12 protein-coding genes, 1 tRNA gene and 1 pseudogene are annotated in these 15,165 nt (G+C 66.1%); 7 read left to right on the forward strand and 7 right to left on the reverse strand.

Annotated elements, in window-relative coordinates:
- Window positions 1-85: 85 nt before the first annotated feature.
- The 6 genes from A9973_RS11715 to A9973_RS11740 form a co-directional block, all read right to left on the reverse strand.
- Window positions 86-1,036: a ribose-phosphate pyrophosphokinase gene (locus A9973_RS11715; protein ID WP_006227587.1), complete on the reverse strand. Its 951-nt coding sequence runs from the start codon at window positions 1,034-1,036 to the stop codon at window positions 86-88.
- A 169-nt stretch (window positions 1,037-1,205) separates the two neighbouring features.
- Window positions 1,206-1,282 (reverse strand) — tRNA-Gln (locus tag A9973_RS11720).
- Window position 1,283: 1 nt separating this feature from the next.
- Entirely contained in the window at window positions 1,284-2,183 is a 900-nt protein-coding gene (gene ispE / locus A9973_RS11725) for a 4-(cytidine 5'-diphospho)-2-C-methyl-D-erythritol kinase (protein WP_183013940.1), read from the reverse strand.
- Between the two features lie 62 nt (window positions 2,184-2,245).
- The gene (locus tag A9973_RS11730) at window positions 2,246-3,844 is read right to left on the reverse strand and encodes a methyl-accepting chemotaxis protein (protein WP_183013941.1); all 1,599 of its coding nucleotides are present in this window, start codon (window positions 3,842-3,844) and stop codon (window positions 2,246-2,248) included.
- Window positions 3,845-4,056: 212 nt separating this feature from the next.
- Entirely contained in the window at window positions 4,057-4,596 is a 540-nt protein-coding gene (gene lolB / locus A9973_RS11735) for a lipoprotein insertase outer membrane protein LolB (RefSeq protein WP_255469130.1), read from the reverse strand.
- 59 nt (window positions 4,597-4,655) lie between these two features.
- On the reverse strand, window positions 4,656-6,542 hold the full coding sequence (locus A9973_RS11740) for a lipopolysaccharide assembly protein LapB (protein WP_183013943.1): 1,887 nt from the start codon (window positions 6,540-6,542) through the stop codon (window positions 4,656-4,658).
- On the opposite strand from A9973_RS11740, the gene mutM reads away from it, so the two are divergent.
- The 4 genes from mutM to A9973_RS11760 all read left to right on the forward strand — a co-directional run bounded on the left by mutM (window position 6,541) and on the right by A9973_RS11760 (window position 10,487).
- The gene (gene mutM / locus A9973_RS11745) at window positions 6,541-7,368 is read left to right on the forward strand and encodes a bifunctional DNA-formamidopyrimidine glycosylase/DNA-(apurinic or apyrimidinic site) lyase (RefSeq protein ID WP_183013944.1); all 828 of its coding nucleotides are present in this window, start codon (window positions 6,541-6,543) and stop codon (window positions 7,366-7,368) included. The genes A9973_RS11740 and mutM overlap by 2 nt on opposite strands.
- Before the next feature lie 137 nt (window positions 7,369-7,505).
- Window positions 7,506-8,459, forward strand: coding sequence for an MBL fold metallo-hydrolase (locus tag A9973_RS11750; protein WP_183013945.1), 954 nt, complete (start codon window positions 7,506-7,508; stop codon window positions 8,457-8,459).
- Between the two features lie 131 nt (window positions 8,460-8,590).
- A complete protein-coding gene (locus A9973_RS11755; RefSeq protein WP_183013946.1) occupies window positions 8,591-10,270 on the forward strand; it encodes an FAD-dependent oxidoreductase in 1,680 nt (559 codons plus the stop codon).
- Between the two features lie 16 nt (window positions 10,271-10,286).
- The gene (locus A9973_RS11760; RefSeq protein WP_183013961.1) at window positions 10,287-10,487 is read left to right on the forward strand and encodes a DUF2783 domain-containing protein; all 201 of its coding nucleotides are present in this window, start codon (window positions 10,287-10,289) and stop codon (window positions 10,485-10,487) included.
- Between the two features lie 4 nt (window positions 10,488-10,491).
- Here A9973_RS11760 and A9973_RS11765 read toward each other — a convergent pair whose 3' ends face one another.
- Window positions 10,492-11,400: a LysR family transcriptional regulator gene (locus tag A9973_RS11765; protein ID WP_183013947.1), complete on the reverse strand. Its 909-nt coding sequence runs from the start codon at window positions 11,398-11,400 to the stop codon at window positions 10,492-10,494.
- A gap of 162 nt (window positions 11,401-11,562) precedes the next feature.
- Here A9973_RS11765 and hmgA point away from each other — a divergent pair, with 162 nt between their 5' ends.
- The 3 genes and pseudogenes from hmgA to A9973_RS11780 form a co-directional block, all read left to right on the forward strand.
- The gene (hmgA, locus tag A9973_RS11770) at window positions 11,563-12,861 is read left to right on the forward strand and encodes a homogentisate 1,2-dioxygenase (RefSeq protein WP_183013948.1); all 1,299 of its coding nucleotides are present in this window, start codon (window positions 11,563-11,565) and stop codon (window positions 12,859-12,861) included.
- Window positions 12,862-12,955: 94 nt separating this feature from the next.
- The gene (fahA, locus tag A9973_RS11775; protein ID WP_183013949.1) at window positions 12,956-14,275 is read left to right on the forward strand and encodes a fumarylacetoacetase; all 1,320 of its coding nucleotides are present in this window, start codon (window positions 12,956-12,958) and stop codon (window positions 14,273-14,275) included.
- 658 nt (window positions 14,276-14,933) lie between these two features.
- A pseudogene (locus tag A9973_RS11780) lies at window positions 14,934-15,165 on the forward strand (IS256 family transposase); the annotation flags it as partial.

Below are 15,165 nucleotides of genomic sequence, written 5' to 3' on the forward strand. Positions count from 1 at the left end.
CATGCGCGCCGTGTTGATTGCGCCTTGCCGCGACCAGCAAGGTGCAAAAACTAAGGTAGGCAGCTGCCGACCCGACGCCGAGGCGTCAGTCGACGAACAGCGAGCTGACCGATTCCGCGTTCGAGATACGCAGGATGGTCTCGCCCAGCAGCGCGGCGCACGACAGCTGGCGGATCTTGCCGCTGGCCTGGCCTTGCTCGGAGAGCGGGATGGTGTCGGTGACGACCAGTTCGTCCAGTTCCGATGCTTCAATGCGGTCGATGGCGCCGCCCGACAGCACGGGGTGCGTGCAATAGGCGTAAACGGCGCCGGCGCCGCGGTCTTTCAGGGCCTGGGCCGCCTTGCACAGCGTGCCGGCGGTGTCGACCATGTCGTCCATGATGATGCAGGTGCGGCCGTCGACTTCACCGATGATGTTCATCACTTCCGACACGTTGGCGCGCGGACGGCGCTTGTCGATGATGGCCAGGTCGGCTTCCAATTGCTTGGCCAGGGCGCGTGCGCGGACCACGCCGCCGATGTCCGGAGACACCACGACCAGATTCGAGAAATTGCGGCGCCAGATGTCGCCCAGCAAGATCGGACCGGCGTAGATGTTGTCCACGGGGATGTCGAAGAAGCCCTGGATCTGGTCGGCGTGCAGGTCCATCGTCAGGACGCGGTCGACGCCAGCCACTTGCAGCATGTTGGCTACGACCTTGGCCGAGATCGCGACGCGCGCCGAGCGCGGGCGGCGGTCTTGGCGGGCATAGCCGAAATAGGGAATCGCGGCGGTGATGCGGCCAGCGGAAGCGCGGCGCAAGGCATCGACCATCACCATGATTTCCATCAGGTTGTCATTGGTAGGGGCACAGGTGGGCTGCAGGACGAAGACGTCCTTGCCGCGCACGTTCTCGTTGATTTCGACCATCACCTCGCCGTCCGAGAAGCGACCGACGGTCATCTTGCCCAGGGACATATCGAGGTGGTTGACTACGTCCACGGCCAGCCGAGTGTTGGCCGTGCCCGTGAAGATCATGAAGCTATCGTTTGCCATGATGGATGATGCGATGGTCGTTTTAAGACACTAACGAGGTGATGCGGGGGGTAATACGGCGCGATACACAGCGCGATACAAAACACCAGCGGACCCGGAAAATAAAAAAGCTGCTGAACCCGGGCCAGTGTCTTACAGGCGTGTTCAACAGCTTTTTTATGTATTCGGTTGGCTGGGGAGGAAGGATTCGAACCTTCGCATGCCGGAATCAAAATCCGGTGCCTTAACCAGCTTGGCGACTCCCCAACTATCTTGCAATCCAATTCCGCAGTGGATGTTCAGTCAAGCCAGTACATGCCTGCACTAACCGAAACCCTGGATGCGTTGTGCTGTTTGTTTTAACAGCGCCGCGCATTGTAGCGGATATTTCTGCTTTTGCCAAAACGGCTTCGGAAAGTTCGGAAAACTCGGCGAATAAACACGCGCCTGATCCCGACATGCGAACGGGTATGCCCTGTTCGCTAAGCCACCGCGTTGCCCTGAGAACCTCAGGATAAAGACGGTGAACTACCGGCTCCAGATCATTTTTCCCGAAGGAAAAATTTGGCGAAGCAAGAAAGTCCGCTATTGTGATGTAAGAAGAATCCCTTGTCAAATCGGGTGCGGAAAATATCCCGACAGTCGGCACGCTCGTGTCCGGTTGCGCCACCAGATACGCGCGTTCTGGCAAGGTCACGGCGGTGAGGTCTTCGCCCACGCCTTCGGCAAACGCCGATTGGCCAAACACGAACACGGGCACGTCCGCCCCCAGCGGCAAGGCCAGCGCCATGAGCTCGCGGCGCGTCAGCCCCGTCCCCCACAGCTTGTTCAATGCGATCAGCACGGTCGCCGCGTCGCTGGATCCGCCGCCCAGGCCGCCGCCCTGCGGAATGCGCTTCTCCAGCGCGATCTGCGCCCCCTGGCGCGTGCCGGTGGCGCGCCGCAGCGCGTGGGCCGCGCGCAGGGTCAGGTCGTCGGCCTCGGACACGCCAGGCAATTCAGACGCCCGGCTGATGACGCCGTCGGCGCGCGCCTCGAAATGCAGCGTGTCGCACAAGTCGATGAAACGGAAGACCGTCTGCAGCAGGTGATAGCCGTCGGCGCGGCGGCCCACCACATGCAGGAAGAGGTTCAGTTTGGCGGGAGCGGGAACGTCGTACAAAGTCACAGAAGACAACCGGTGCGGGACATGCCCACATTCTAGCCACGCACCGGCCGCAGCGCCTGCGCTCAAGCCAGTTGCGGCGCGCCCGCGGCGGCCAGCCGCCCGGCCGGCGCGTCGATCACCTGCCCCTCCGGCAGCTTGAAGACGGACACGGCGCCCGCCAAATGGCGCGCCTGCTCTTCCAGCGCGCCCGCGGCCGCTGCCGCCTCTTCCACCAAGGCCGCGTTCTGCTGCGTCACGCTGTCCATCTGCGACACCGCGCGGTTGACCTGGTCGATGCCGCCGGCCTGCTCCTCGGACGCCGCCGAAATCTCGCCCATCAGGCGGGTCACGCGCTGCACCGAGTCCACGATCTCGCGCATGGTGGCGCCGGCGCTCTCGACCTGCGCGGATCCCTTGCCGACCGTCTGCGCGGAATCTTCGATCAACTGCTTGATTTCCTTGGCCGCGGCCGCGCTGCGCTGCGCCAGCGTGCGCACCTCGCTGGCCACGACCGCGAAGCCCTTGCCCTGTTCGCCCGCGCGCGCGGCTTCCACCGCCGCGTTCAGCGCCAGGATGTTGGTCTGGAACGCGATGCCGTCGATCACGCCGACGATGTCGGCGATGCGCGACGAGCTGCCCGAGATGGCGCGCATGGTCTCGACCACGCTGGCCACGGCGTCCCCGCCGCGCTGCGCCACCGCGGCCGAGGTCGCCACCATGCGGTTGGCTTCGCGCGCGGTGTCCGCGTTCTGCTTCACGGTGGACGCCAGCTCTTCCATGCTGGCCGCCGTCTCTTCAAGCGACGCGGCCTGCTCTTCGGTGCGGCTGGACAGGTCGGTGTTGCCCGACGAGATTTCGCGCGCGCCCACATTGATCTCGTCCACGCCACGGCGCACGGCGGACACCGTGCGCACCAGGCTGTCCTGCATGCCCTTCAAGGCGGCCAGCAACGCGCCAATTTCGTTCTTGCCCCGGTCAGCCACGCGGCGGGTCAGGTCGCCTTCGGCGATACGGCGGAAGATCTCGCCGGCTTCCAGCAGCGGGCGCACGATCATGCGGCGGATCAGCACGTGGGCGCCCACGGCCATCAACAGTCCCAGCGCCAAAATGCCGGCCAACAGCGACGTGAACAACGTATGGAAGAGGGATATCTCGTCCATGGCGCCCTGCCCCGCTTCCTCAGCCCGGACCATGAAGGCGTCGCGCTCGCTGACCAGCAGCTCCTGCGCCTGCTGCGTGCCTTGCTTGAAGTAGCTTTCCATGTCGCCCGCCTCCAGCACGCGGCCGACGCTTTGCAGATTGGCGCTCAAGTTGGCGTACGCCTGGATCAGGTCCGCCGAGGCGGCCTTTTCTTCAGCCGACAGACCGCCGGCGAACCCCTGGAAGGCACGGTCGCCCGATGCGATGCGCTGGCGCGCCAGACGCAGCGCCGTCGTATCGCTGGTGTTGCCCTGGGCGACGCGCGTGGCGTAACGGCTCAAGTCGGTGCGGGCCGCCACCAGCGACAAGGCGGCGGAGTTCACGGCGTTGACCTGCTGCGAGGAAAGGCGATAGAGCTGGCCGACGTCCTGGTTGGTCTGGCGCAGCGCGAGAAAGCCCATGCCGCCCACCAGCAACTGAAACGTGAAAAATATCGCGATGATCCCCAACAGCATCGTCGCGATGCGCGTGTTCCTGAACATAGGCGTTCTCCAAAAAAGCGCCGGCAGGATTGGCCGCCGTCGCACTTGCGGTCCGCGCGAGGGATGGCCCCGCATGGGCATATGGAGAATTATTCAGTCTGGCCTGACTATTTCAAGCCGTAACACGAACGTCTTTGCCGCGCTTATTTGCCCGATTAGGGAGCGCGGGACGTGTTAGGAGGAGCTGCAGGGCACGGACGGCCCCGCCGGGATCAAGGCTGGTTGACGACCAGCCGCACCATGACGCGGCGGCCGGGTTCCTGGCGTTCCAGGACCAGCAGCTGCGGCCCCAACGTGTCGTAGCGTGACAGCTTTGCGCGCCAGCCGCCTTGTTCGAAAGAGGCGGGGCGGCCAAGTTCATCGCGCACGACGTCGGAGGCTTCGGGCTGGGCCGGCAGCCTGCCGCGCAGCCAGTCGCGCAAGCCGGACACCGGCACGCTGCTGCCCAGCGCGTCTTCGGCCAGCGCGTCGGGGTTGTCGGCGACCAGTCGGGTGCCGTCGGCCTTGGTCAGGCTGGCGGCGCCGGGCTGGCCTTCCACGCGGGCTTCGGTCGAACCCAGCGGATTGGTCAGGTCCAGCACGTAGCGCCGGCCGTCGTCCGACCACGAGAAGCCGCCTTGCACGGCGTTCTGCTTGCCGCTTTCTTCGTTCACGGTGATGGCGAAGCGGCCGATGCGCGAAAACGCATCGGGGCTGGCGCCTTCGATCGGCTTGGGCGTGGTGGAGCAGGCGGCCAGCGTGAACGCCAGCATTGCCAGCAGCGCCCAGCGCAACCAGCCCGAAACGTCAGGCAAGCGTTGCACCGCTGCCGTCACAGACCCACTCCCAGACGCTTGACGACGTCCTGGACGGTCTTGTTCTTGGGATCCTTCATCAGCGCGGCGCGCAGCAGCTCGGTGGCCTGGTCGCGCTTGCCCTGGGACCACAGCACTTCGGCCAGGTGGGCGGCGATGTCGGCTTCCGGACGCACGCTGTAGGCGCGGCGCAGGTATTCCGCCGCGGACTCGTATTCGCCCATGCGGAACTTGACCCAGCCCATGCTATCCAGGATGAACGGGTCGTTCGGCGACAGTTCGAGCGCTTGCGTGATCAGGTCCAGCGCTTCAGGCAGGCGCTGGTTGTGGTCGGCCAGCGTATAGCCCAATGCGTTGTAGGCGTGCGCGTGGTCCGGATCCAGCGCGATGACCTGGCGCAGCATGCGCTCCAGGTCGGCCAAGCGGTTCTGGCGTTCATACAGCATGGCCAGTTCGTACTTGATCTCGACGGTGTCCGGCAGCGCCTGATCGGCGGCCTCCAGCGTGCTCACGGCTTGCTGGACGCGATCGGCGTCGCGCAGGATCTGCGCCTTGGTCAGCACTCCCAGCGTGCGTTCTTCGTCGTCTTGCGGGCCGGCGGCGTCGATCATGGCCAGCGCGTCGTCCACCCGGCCGCTCTTGGCGCGCAGGGCAGCCTGGCGCATGGCGACGGAATAGCGCAGCGTGGGGTCGTCGATGCGGCCGAGTTCCCGGATGGCTTCGTCGTACTGGCCCTGGTCTTCGGCGATGCGCGACAGCAGGACGTGAGCGTCCGCCGCGGCGGCGCCGGCATCCGTGGCGCCGGGCACGGTGGCCCGCTGGCGCTGCTGCTGCACATCCAGGTACTGCTGAAGCAGGGTTTTGGCTTGCGGCAACTGGCCCGCCTTGTAGGCCAGCTGGGCTTGCATGAACAACAAGTCGAAGTCTTCCGGCGAACGGCGCGACATGGCTTGCAGTTCGGACAGCGCGCCGTTGTAGTCGCCACTGTCGGCCAGTTGCCCGGCCAGCATCAGGCGGACCTTGCGGGCGCCCGGATTGCGGTTGATATAGGCGCGGGCTTCGGTCTGGGCACGCTGCGGATCCACCTTCGAGCCGTATTCCAGCACGCGCTGGGCGGCGGCTTCGGATTTCGGGTCGGCGGCCAGCGCGGCGCGGGATTCCTGGGCGGCACGTTCGTAGTCGCCCGAGGCGGAGGCCACGTCGGCCAGCGCCAGATGGGCGGCCGGCAGCTTGCGCACGCTGTCGCTCAGGGATTCGTCCAGGATGCGCAGCGCCAGGCGGCGGTCGTTCAGGCGGCTCAGCACGGCCAGCGCCTGGCCGATGGCGGCCGGCTTGTCGCGCGAGGCGTCGATACGGTTGCGCAGCGCCTGGGCCAGGCCCTTGGTCTGCCCGTTGGCGGCAGCCAGCGCCAATTCGGTGGAACTGGCTTCAATATCGTTGGGTGACAGCCGCGCCCAGACCCGGGCGGCTTCCAGCGCGCCGGGCAGGTTGCCCCCGGCCAACTGGAATTCCAGGCCGCGGCGGGCCAGGCGGGGGTCGCCCGTATCCCGGGCCAGCCCGATCATGGTGGTGGCCGCTGTGCCGTACATGCCGCGCTGGGCGGCGATCTCCGACGCGAGGACGCGGTAGAAGATGTCGGCGGTCAGCGATACGTAGGGCAATTGGCCCGGACGCAGGCGAATCACCTCGGTTTCAGGCTGATGGTTCTGCGGGGCCATGCGGGGCCCGGTCGCATCACGCGTCCGGCTGTCGGCCGCCTGGGCCGGCAGCGCAAAACCTGTTGCCAGCGCAAGCGCAAGCGCGGCGATCCCGATATTCATTTGTTTGAAAGACGACTTCACGCGGCCCGTCCGGTTGATGGCACAATCTTCGTACACGCAATTGATGATCTTACACTGGCTCATGCCGGAACTGCCTGAAGTTGAAACCACGCGTCGGGGAATTGACGCCGTCATCACCGGCCGGACGCTCAAGCGCCTGGTCGTTCACGAAGCCCGCATGCGCTGGCCCATTCCGCCCGACCTGCCGTCGCTGATCGGCGGCCGCGCCGTCCTGGAATGCGCCCGCCGGGGCAAATATCTATTGCTGCGCTTCGAACACGGCACCCAGATCGTGCATCTGGGCATGTCCGGGTCGCTGCGCAGCGTCGCCCCGGGTGAATTCCTGCGCAAGCACGACCACGTCGAATGGATATTCGACGAGGCGGTGCTGCGCCTGCATGACCCCCGGCGCTTCGGCGCGGTGCTGTGGCACCCCGGGGCCGATGGCCCCATCGAAACCCACCCCCTGCTGGCCAAGCTGGGCATCGAGCCCTTCGACCCGCGCTTTGACGGGGCCTGGCTGCACCGGCACTTCAAGAACCATGGCGCCGCCGTCAAACAGGTGCTGCTGGCCGGCCTGGCCGTCGTCGGCGTGGGCAATATCTACGCATCGGAATGCCTGTTCCGGGCGCGCATCAACCCCAAGACGCCGGCCAACAAGCTATCGCCCGCCCGCTGCGACCGGCTGGCGGACATGATCCGCGCCACGCTGGCCGACGCCCTGACCTCAGGCGGCAGCACCCTGCGGGACTACGTGGGAGCCACCGGCGAACCGGGCGCCTACTTCGAAATCCATGCCGCGGTCTACGAGCGCGAGGGGCTGCCGTGCCGGGTCTGCGCCACGCCGATCCGGCGCTTCGTCCAGGGTCAGCGGGCCACTTATTACTGCCCGAAATGCCAACGGAACTAGCGCCAACGCGTTAAAAACCCCCGGGAAATCCCTGAAAAAACAAGGCCATTTGTTTATAGCGAACGTATTGCACAAACACTAACGCCAAGCTATATTCCTTTCACACATCTATTCCTAGAACAGTGGAAGGAGCCTCCATGAGCAAGCAATTCGCCTCGCACGCCGACCTGGACGACAAAGTCGTCTCGTTCGAAAAACTGTCCGACAACGCCTATGCCTACACGGCCGAAGGCGACCCCAACACGGGCGTGATCATCGGCGACGAGGCCGTCATGGTGATCGACACCCAGGCCACCCCGGTCATGGCGCAGGACGTGATCCGCCGCATCCGCGAAGTCACGGACAAGCCGATCAAGTACATCCTGCTGTCGCACTACCATGCCGTGCGCGTGTTCGGCGCCTCCGCCTACGACGCCCAGGAGATCCTGGCCAGCCGCGACACCTATGACCTGATCGCCGAACGCGGCGAACAGGACAAGGCCAGCGAGATCGGCCGCTTCCCCCGCCTGTTCCGCAACGCCGAATCGATTCCGCCGGGCCTGGTCTGGCCGACGATGACGTTCAAGGGCGAAATGACGGTCGACCTGGGCAACCTGGAAGTCAAGCTGCTGCAAGTGGGCCGCGGCCACACCAAGGGCGACACCATCGCCTGGCTGCCGGAACAGAAGATCCTCTTCGCCGGCGACCTGGTCGAATACCAATCCACCCCGTACTGCGGCGACGCCTATTTCCGCGACTGGCCCAGCACGCTGGACGCACTGTCGGGCTTTGACGCCGAAAAGATGGTTCCCGGGCGCGGTCCGGCCCTGAAGAACGCCACCGAGGTCCGCCAGGGCCTGGCCGGCACCCGCGCCTTCCTGACCGACCTGTACGGCGCCGTGAACCGCGGCGTGGCCGAAGGCAAAGACCTGAAGACGATCTACCGCGAGGTCTACGACTTCATGAAGCCGCGCTACAGCGACTGGGTGATCTTCGACCACTGCATGCCGTTCGACGTGTCGCGCGCCTATGACGAAGCCAGCGGCCACACTCATCCCCGCATCTGGACCGACAAGCGCGATCTGGAAATGTGGGCGCAGCTGGAAGGCTGAGGCCGACGGGCCGCGGCCGGCGCAGACCGCAGGCGGCCCTGACAGAACGCGGCAAGCACCGGAACCGCGCGTCGCCAGACGGCGCGCGGCTTCGCGACATAAAAACAAAATGACCCACACAGGAGACAACCGTGGGAGACATCGACTTTCAGGCGATGGAGTTCGCCTATGAAAAGCACGCCGACCAGAGCGCCGGCGCACCGCCGCGGCACCAGGTCGTGGTGGTGGGCGCAGGCCCGGTCGGCCTGACCACCGCGCTGGATCTGGCCCGCCAGGGCCTGCGCGTCGTCGTGCTGGACGACGACTACCGCTTGTCCGCCGGGTCGCGCGCCATCTGCTTTTCCAAACGCACGCTGGAAATCTGGGACCGCCTGGGCGTCGGCCAACGCATGATCGACAAGGGCGTGTCGTGGAACGTGGGCCGCGTGTTCTTCCGCGAACAGGAAGTGTGGCGCTTCGACCTGCTGCCCGAACCCGGCCATCGCCGCCCCGCGTTCATCAATCTTCAGCAGTACTACGCCGAAGGCTACCTGTATGAACAGGCGCGCCAAGAACCCAACATCGACCTGCGCTGGAAAAACAAAGTCGCCGGCGTCGCGCAAACCGAAGACGGCGTCGACCTGACGATCGATACCCCCGAAGGCCCGTACTCGCTGCATGCCGATTGGCTGGTGGCCTGCGACGGCGCGCGTTCGCCGGTGCGCAAGCTGATCGGCCAGGAAAGCCATGGCCGCGTTTTCCGCGATCGCTTCCTGATCGCCGACGTGAAGATGAAGGCCGACTTCCCGACCGAGCGCTGGTTCTGGTTCGACCCGCCCTTTCATCCCAACCAATCGGTGCTGCTGCATCGCCAGCCCGACAACGTCTGGCGCATCGACTTCCAGCTGGGCTGGAACGCCGACCCCGTCGAAGCCGTCAAACCCGAGAACGTGCTGCCGCGCATCCGCGCCCTGCTCGGCCCCGACGCGCAGTTCGACCTGGAATGGGTCAGCGTCTACACCTTCGCGTGCGAACGCATGGACAAGTTCCGCCATGGCCGCGTCGTGTTCGCCGGCGACTCCGCGCACCGCGTCTCGCCATTCGGCGCGCGCGGCGCCAACAGCGGCGTGCAGGATGCCGAAAACCTGGCGTGGAAACTCAAGCTGGTGCTGGCGGGCCTGGCGCCCGACACGCTGATCGACAGCTACAGCGCCGAACGCGAGTACGCCGCGGACGAGAACATTCTGAATTCGTCGCGCGCCACCGACTTCATCACGCCCAAAAGCGACATCAGCCGCAGTTTCCGCAACGCGGTGCTGAACCTGGCCAAGACGCATCCGTTCGCGCGTTCGCTTGTCAACAGCGGCCGTCTGTCGCTGCCCGCCACCTACGGCGGCTCGCCCCTGAACACGCCGGACACCGACGCCTTCGCCGGCCGGATGGTACCCGGGGCCGTGGCGCTGGACGCGCCCGTGGCGTGCCGCGGCGAACCGGACTGGTGGCTGGCGCAGCTGGACGGCGGCTTCGTGCTGGCGCTGTTCTGTGGCGACGCGCTGCCTGGCGCCGACACACGCCAGGCCTTGCAGGCCCTGCGCATGGCGCCCGTGCCCGTCAAGGCCGTCCTGGTGGCCGGCGCCGGCTGCGACGTCCCGGATCTGCCCGCCGGCGTGCCGGTCGTGGTGGACACGGAAGGCTGCCTGGCCAAGCGCTACGACGCGCAGCCGGGCACCGCCTACCTGATCCGGCCGGACCAGCACGTCGCCGCCCGCTGGCGCGCATTCAACGCCGATGCCGTCGCCCGCGCCGTCAATCAGGCCACGGGCCACGCCTGAATCCAGAGGTCAACTCATCATGCTGATTACCGAAACCAACCTGAGCTCGCCTGACGACTTCTACGAAGCGCTGATCGACACGCACCGCGACCTGACGAACGAGCAAAGCCAGGAACTGAACGCGGCGCTGATCCTGCTGCTGGCCAACCACCTGGGCGACGTGGCGCTGCTGCGCGACGCCTTGCAGCAGGCGCGCGCGTCGGTAGTGCCGGCGTAAGGCCTCACCGCCCCACCGCGAACGTATTCACGATCAAGGCGCGCAGCCATTGGTTGCCGCCGTCGCGGTCCACCCTGCGCTGCCAGTACATGTTCGTCTGCAGCGCGGGCACTTTCACGGGCGGCGTCATGAAGCGCAGGCCGAATGGCGGCGCGGCGCTGGCGGCCAGTTTTTCAGGCACGGTCGCCAGCAGGTCGGTCGCGCTGACGATGTAGGGCACGGCCGAAAAATGCGGCACGCTGAAATGCTCGGCCAGTTCCACGCCTGCCCGCTCCATCGACTGGTTGACCTGCCCGTAAGGCGCGGCGCGCGACACGATCAAATGCCGCGCGGCACGGAACGCCTTGATGCCCATGCCCGCATGCGCGGTGGGATGCGCCTGGCGGAACAAGGTCGCATAGCCCTGCCGGAACAACATGCGCTGCAGCGTGCCGGCCCCCATCTCGTCGAACGCGCCGATGGCCAGGTCCACCCTGCCCGTCTCCATTTCACGCGGCAGGTCCGGCCCCTGCACCCGCACCGAATCGATGCGCACCTGCGGCGCCACTTGCACGCAGACCTCCATCAGCCGAGGCATGAAGTGGATCTCGCCCACGTCCGTCATGGCGACCCGGAAACGCCGGTTGCTGGTGGCCGCGTCGAACACGTCCTGATCCTTCAAGGCCTGGCCCAGCATCGTCAGCGCCTCGCTGACGGGGCCTGCCAGCCGCTGCGCGCGGGGCGTCGGCAACATGCCTTGGCCCGTGCGCACGAAGAGCTCGTCGCCGAAGGCCTCGCGCAGGCGGCGCAAGGCATTGCTGACGGCGGGCTGCGTCAAGTCCATCCGCCGCGCCACGGCCGACAGGTTGCGGTCTTCCAGCAGGTGCTGGAACAGGATCAACAGGTTCAGGTCCACGTCGCGCAATTCGGCCATGCGCCCCCCTACTATTCACAAAATTTATAGTCTCTATTTTTGCATTCCCATAGCCGTAATGGGCGTTTTTCCCGACAATATCGCATCGGCCCCGGGTTTTCCCAGACGGCCCCGAATACCGACCGCGCGGCCAAGCACCGCGCCGCCACCCAGGAGGATTCCATGGAACTGCAATATCAGACCGGCTTCGGCAACGACTGCGCGACCGAGGCGCTGCCCGGCGCGCTGCCCGTAGGCCGCAATTCGCCGCAGCAATGCCCCTATGGGCTGTACGCCGAGCAACTGTCCGGCACCGCCTTCACCGCCCCGCGCAGCGAAAACCGCCGCTCGTGGCTCTACCGCATCCGCCCGGGCGCCCAGCACAAGCCGTTTGAGCCTTTCGGCGGCGCGGCGGGCTGGGAAAGCACCTTCGGCCACGGCCCGGTCACCCCAAACCAGCTGCGCTGGAGCCCGCTGCCGATTCCGGAGGCCCCCACCGACTTCCTGGAAGGCGTGAAGACCTGGGGCGGCAACGGCGGCCCCGACGAACAAGGCGGCGTGGCCATCCACATGTACGCCGCCAACCGGTCGATGCAGGGCCGCTATTTCTACAACGCCGACGGCGAACTGCTGCTGGTGCCGCAGCAGGGCCGGCTGCGCCTGGCCACCGAGCTGGGCCTGATCGACCTGGAACCTCTGGAGATCGCGGTGATCCCGCGCGGCGTGCGTTTCCGCGTCGAACTGCTGGACGGCATCGCGCGCGGCTACCTGCTTGAAAACTTCGGCGCCGCCCTGCGCCTGCCGGAACTGGGCCCGATCGGGTCGAACTGCCTGGCCAACGCGCGCGACTTCCAGACGCCGGTGGCCTGGTATGAAGACGTGGAAGGCGACTTTGAACTGGTGGCCAAGTTCACGGGCGGATTCTGGCGCGCCTCCATCGACCATTCGCCGCTGGACGTCGTGGCCTGGCACGGCACGCACGCGCCGTACAAGTACGACCTGCGCCACTTCAACACCATCGGTTCGATCAGCTTCGACCATCCGGACCCGTCGATCTTCACCGTGCTGACCGCGCCGTCCGACACCCCGGGCACGGCCAACATGGACTTCGCGATCTTCCCGCCCCGCATCCTGGCGATGGAAGACACGTTCCGCCCGCCCTGGTTCCACCGCAACATCGCCAGCGAATTCATGGGCCTGATCCAAGGCGTGTACGACGCCAAGGCCGATGGCTTCGCCCCCGGTGGCGCCAGCCTGCACAACTGCATGAGCGGCCATGGCCCCGATGCAGAGACCTTCGAAAAAGCCTCGCACGCCGACACGCACGCCGCCCACTACATCCGCGACACGATGGCGTTCATGTTCGAAACGCGCCGCGTCATCCGCCCGACCGCGCAGGCCTTGGCGTCGGTAGAATTGCAGGGCGACTATTACCGGTGCTGGCAGGGCATCGTGAAGCACTTCGATCCCAAGAAGGCGTGACGGCAGCCCCCCGCTGATCCACGCCCACGGCGATGCGCGCAAGCGCATCGCCGTTTGGCATTTCCCATTCCATCATTAGAGAGACACGCGAGCCATGACCACCACGATCAACGAAACCCACGACCCGTCCTTGAAAAGCTGGATCGCCAGCGCCAACACCGGCACGTCGGATTTCCCGGTGCAGAACCTCCCGTATGGCGCGTTCCGCCGCAAAGGCACGCAAACGTCGTACCGCCCCGGCGTGGCGATCGGCGACCAGATCCTGGATCTGGCCGCATTGGCCGGCAAGCAGCCCTTTGAAGGCCTGGCCGCCGAAGCGCTGGCCGCCTGCGCCGGCGACAGCCTGAATGCGCTGATGGCGCTGGGCCAGCCGCACTGGAGCGCCCTGCGCCTGGCGCTGTCGCGCGCGCTGCGCGAAGGCGCCGCGTTGCGCGCCACGGTCGAGCCGCTGCTGATGGCGCAGGCCGACGCCGAATACACCACGCCCGCCCGCATCGGCGACTACACCGACTTCTATATCTCGGTGCACCACGCGACCGCGGTGGGCAAGCAGTTCCGCCCCGACAATCCTTTGCTGCCGAACTACAAGTGGGTGCCGATCGGCTACCACGGCCGCGCCTCCAGCATCGGCGTGGACCAGAAGTTCCCGCGCCCCGTCGGCCAGACGCGTCCGGCCAATGAAGGCGAGACGCCGCAATTCGGCCCTTGCACGCGCCTGGACTATGAACTGGAGCTGGGCATTTTCGTGGGCACGGGCAACGAGCAAGGCGAACGCATCGGCCTGGCCGACGCGGACGCGCACGTGTTCGGCCTGTGCATCCTGAACGACTGGTCGGCGCGCGATATCCAGGCCTGGGAATACCAGCCGCTGGGGCCCTTCCTGTCGAAGAATTTCGCGTCGACGATTTCGCCGTGGATCGTGACGATGGAAGCGCTGGAACCCTTCCGCACGCAGTGGAACCGCGGCCCGTCGGAACCGCAGCCGATGCCGTATCTCGCGTCCGACGCGAACCGCGCGAAGGGCGCATACGACGTGCAATTGGAAGTGCTGATGACGACGCAGCAATCGCGCGAAGCCAAGCAGCCCGCCGTGACGCTGTCGCGCAGCAATTTCCGCGACGCCTACTGGAACGTGGCCCAACTGATCACGCACCACACCGTCAACGGCTGCAACCTGCAACCGGGCGACATGCTGGGCACGGGCACGCTGTCGGGCCCCCAACCGTCCGAAGCTGGCTCGTTGCTGGAGTTGAGCAACGGCGGCAAGACGCCGTTCGATCTGCCGTGGGGGGAAAAGCGGACGTTCCTGCAGGACGGGGATCAGATCATCATGCGGGCGGAGTGCGTGAAGGCGGGCTATCCGAGGATTGGGTTTGGTGAGGCGTCGGGGGTGGTGTTGCCGGCGCGGGGGTAGGTTTTTTTGGTTGATGGGCGGTCGAGGGGGGATTGCTTGCTGCGGGTTCTTCGTGGGTCGCCTGTCGGAGCTTTGTCGGTGGTCGCGTGGCGAGAGATTTGTAGGTCGCCCATCGGCGGGGTTGGGCTGATGGCGCGCGCCCATGATTGCGGTCCGGAGCCTTCGCTCCGGACTACCCTCTCGTCATCTTCGTCCAGGCCTGCGGCCTTCCCTTCAGATTCCCTCGGGCGCATCAAGGTTGCGCGCCATCAGCCCAACCCCGCCGACGGGCTGGCGCCGTCTTGGTTTGCGCGCTGCCAGGTTCCGGTTTACTGACGAGATTTGCGGGGCCCGCCTCATGCGGCCGCGCAGGCGGCCGCATTCGGCATACGCGTTGTGAGGCGTCGGGGCGGTGGGCGCTTGCGCGCTTGTGGGGAGTGGTTTGCTAGTGGGCCCCGCCGTCGGATGGGGAGGTGGAGCGACGGGTGGCGCTCGGCGGATAGCTGCTTGCTTCTTCGTACCTGTGCGCGCGCCACCCGTCTAAAAGGGAGGGCGGTGATGGGATCCGGCGATACCGTTCTTCTGACGAATTGGTCGTTAATCGCGCATTGATCATCACTCGCGAATGCGGGCCTATCCGGGATTTTGTGTGCGGGGCATATCATGAGGAATAAAGATCATGGATATGCCGATGAAGAAGAGACGCACAGCAGCCGCGCAGGCGGCGGCCCGTGGGCCGCTGCCTGAAGTGCCGGCCGAGTTACTGGACCATCTGGTCAAGGGACCGATGACGCCCAGCGAGGTTCAAGACCTGTTCCTGTCGTTCCAGAAAGCGGTAATCGAGCGGACGATGGCCGCGGAGATGAACCTGCATCTGGGATATCGGCCAGGCCAAGACAAGCCCGAAGGCC

Origin of the sequence: Achromobacter sp. UMC46 (assembly GCF_014170335.1) — a bacterium.
Taxonomy (GTDB): Bacteria; Pseudomonadota; Gammaproteobacteria; order Burkholderiales; family Burkholderiaceae_B; genus Achromobacter.

Bases quoted from the DNA above. Each gene is read 5' to 3' on its own strand.
- A9973_RS11715 (WP_006227587.1), bottom strand. From the start codon at position 1,036: ATGGCAAACGATAGCTTCATGATCTTCACGGGCACGGCCAACACTCGG.
- A9973_RS11730 (WP_183013941.1), bottom strand. From the start codon at position 3,844: ATGTTCAGGAACACGCGCATCGCGACGATGCTGTTGGGGATCATCGCG.
- lolB (WP_255469130.1), bottom strand. From the start codon at position 4,596: ATGCTGGCGTTCACGCTGGCCGCCTGCTCCACCACGCCCAAGCCGATC.
- mutM (WP_183013944.1), top strand. From the start codon at position 6,541: ATGCCGGAACTGCCTGAAGTTGAAACCACGCGTCGGGGAATTGACGCC.
- A9973_RS11740 (WP_183013943.1), bottom strand. From the start codon at position 6,542: ATGAGCCAGTGTAAGATCATCAATTGCGTGTACGAAGATTGTGCCATC.
- A9973_RS11750 (WP_183013945.1), top strand. From the start codon at position 7,506: ATGAGCAAGCAATTCGCCTCGCACGCCGACCTGGACGACAAAGTCGTC.
- A9973_RS11765 (WP_183013947.1), bottom strand. From the start codon at position 11,400: ATGGCCGAATTGCGCGACGTGGACCTGAACCTGTTGATCCTGTTCCAG.
- hmgA (WP_183013948.1), top strand. From the start codon at position 11,563: ATGGAACTGCAATATCAGACCGGCTTCGGCAACGACTGCGCGACCGAG.
- fahA (WP_183013949.1), top strand. From the start codon at position 12,956: ATGACCACCACGATCAACGAAACCCACGACCCGTCCTTGAAAAGCTGG.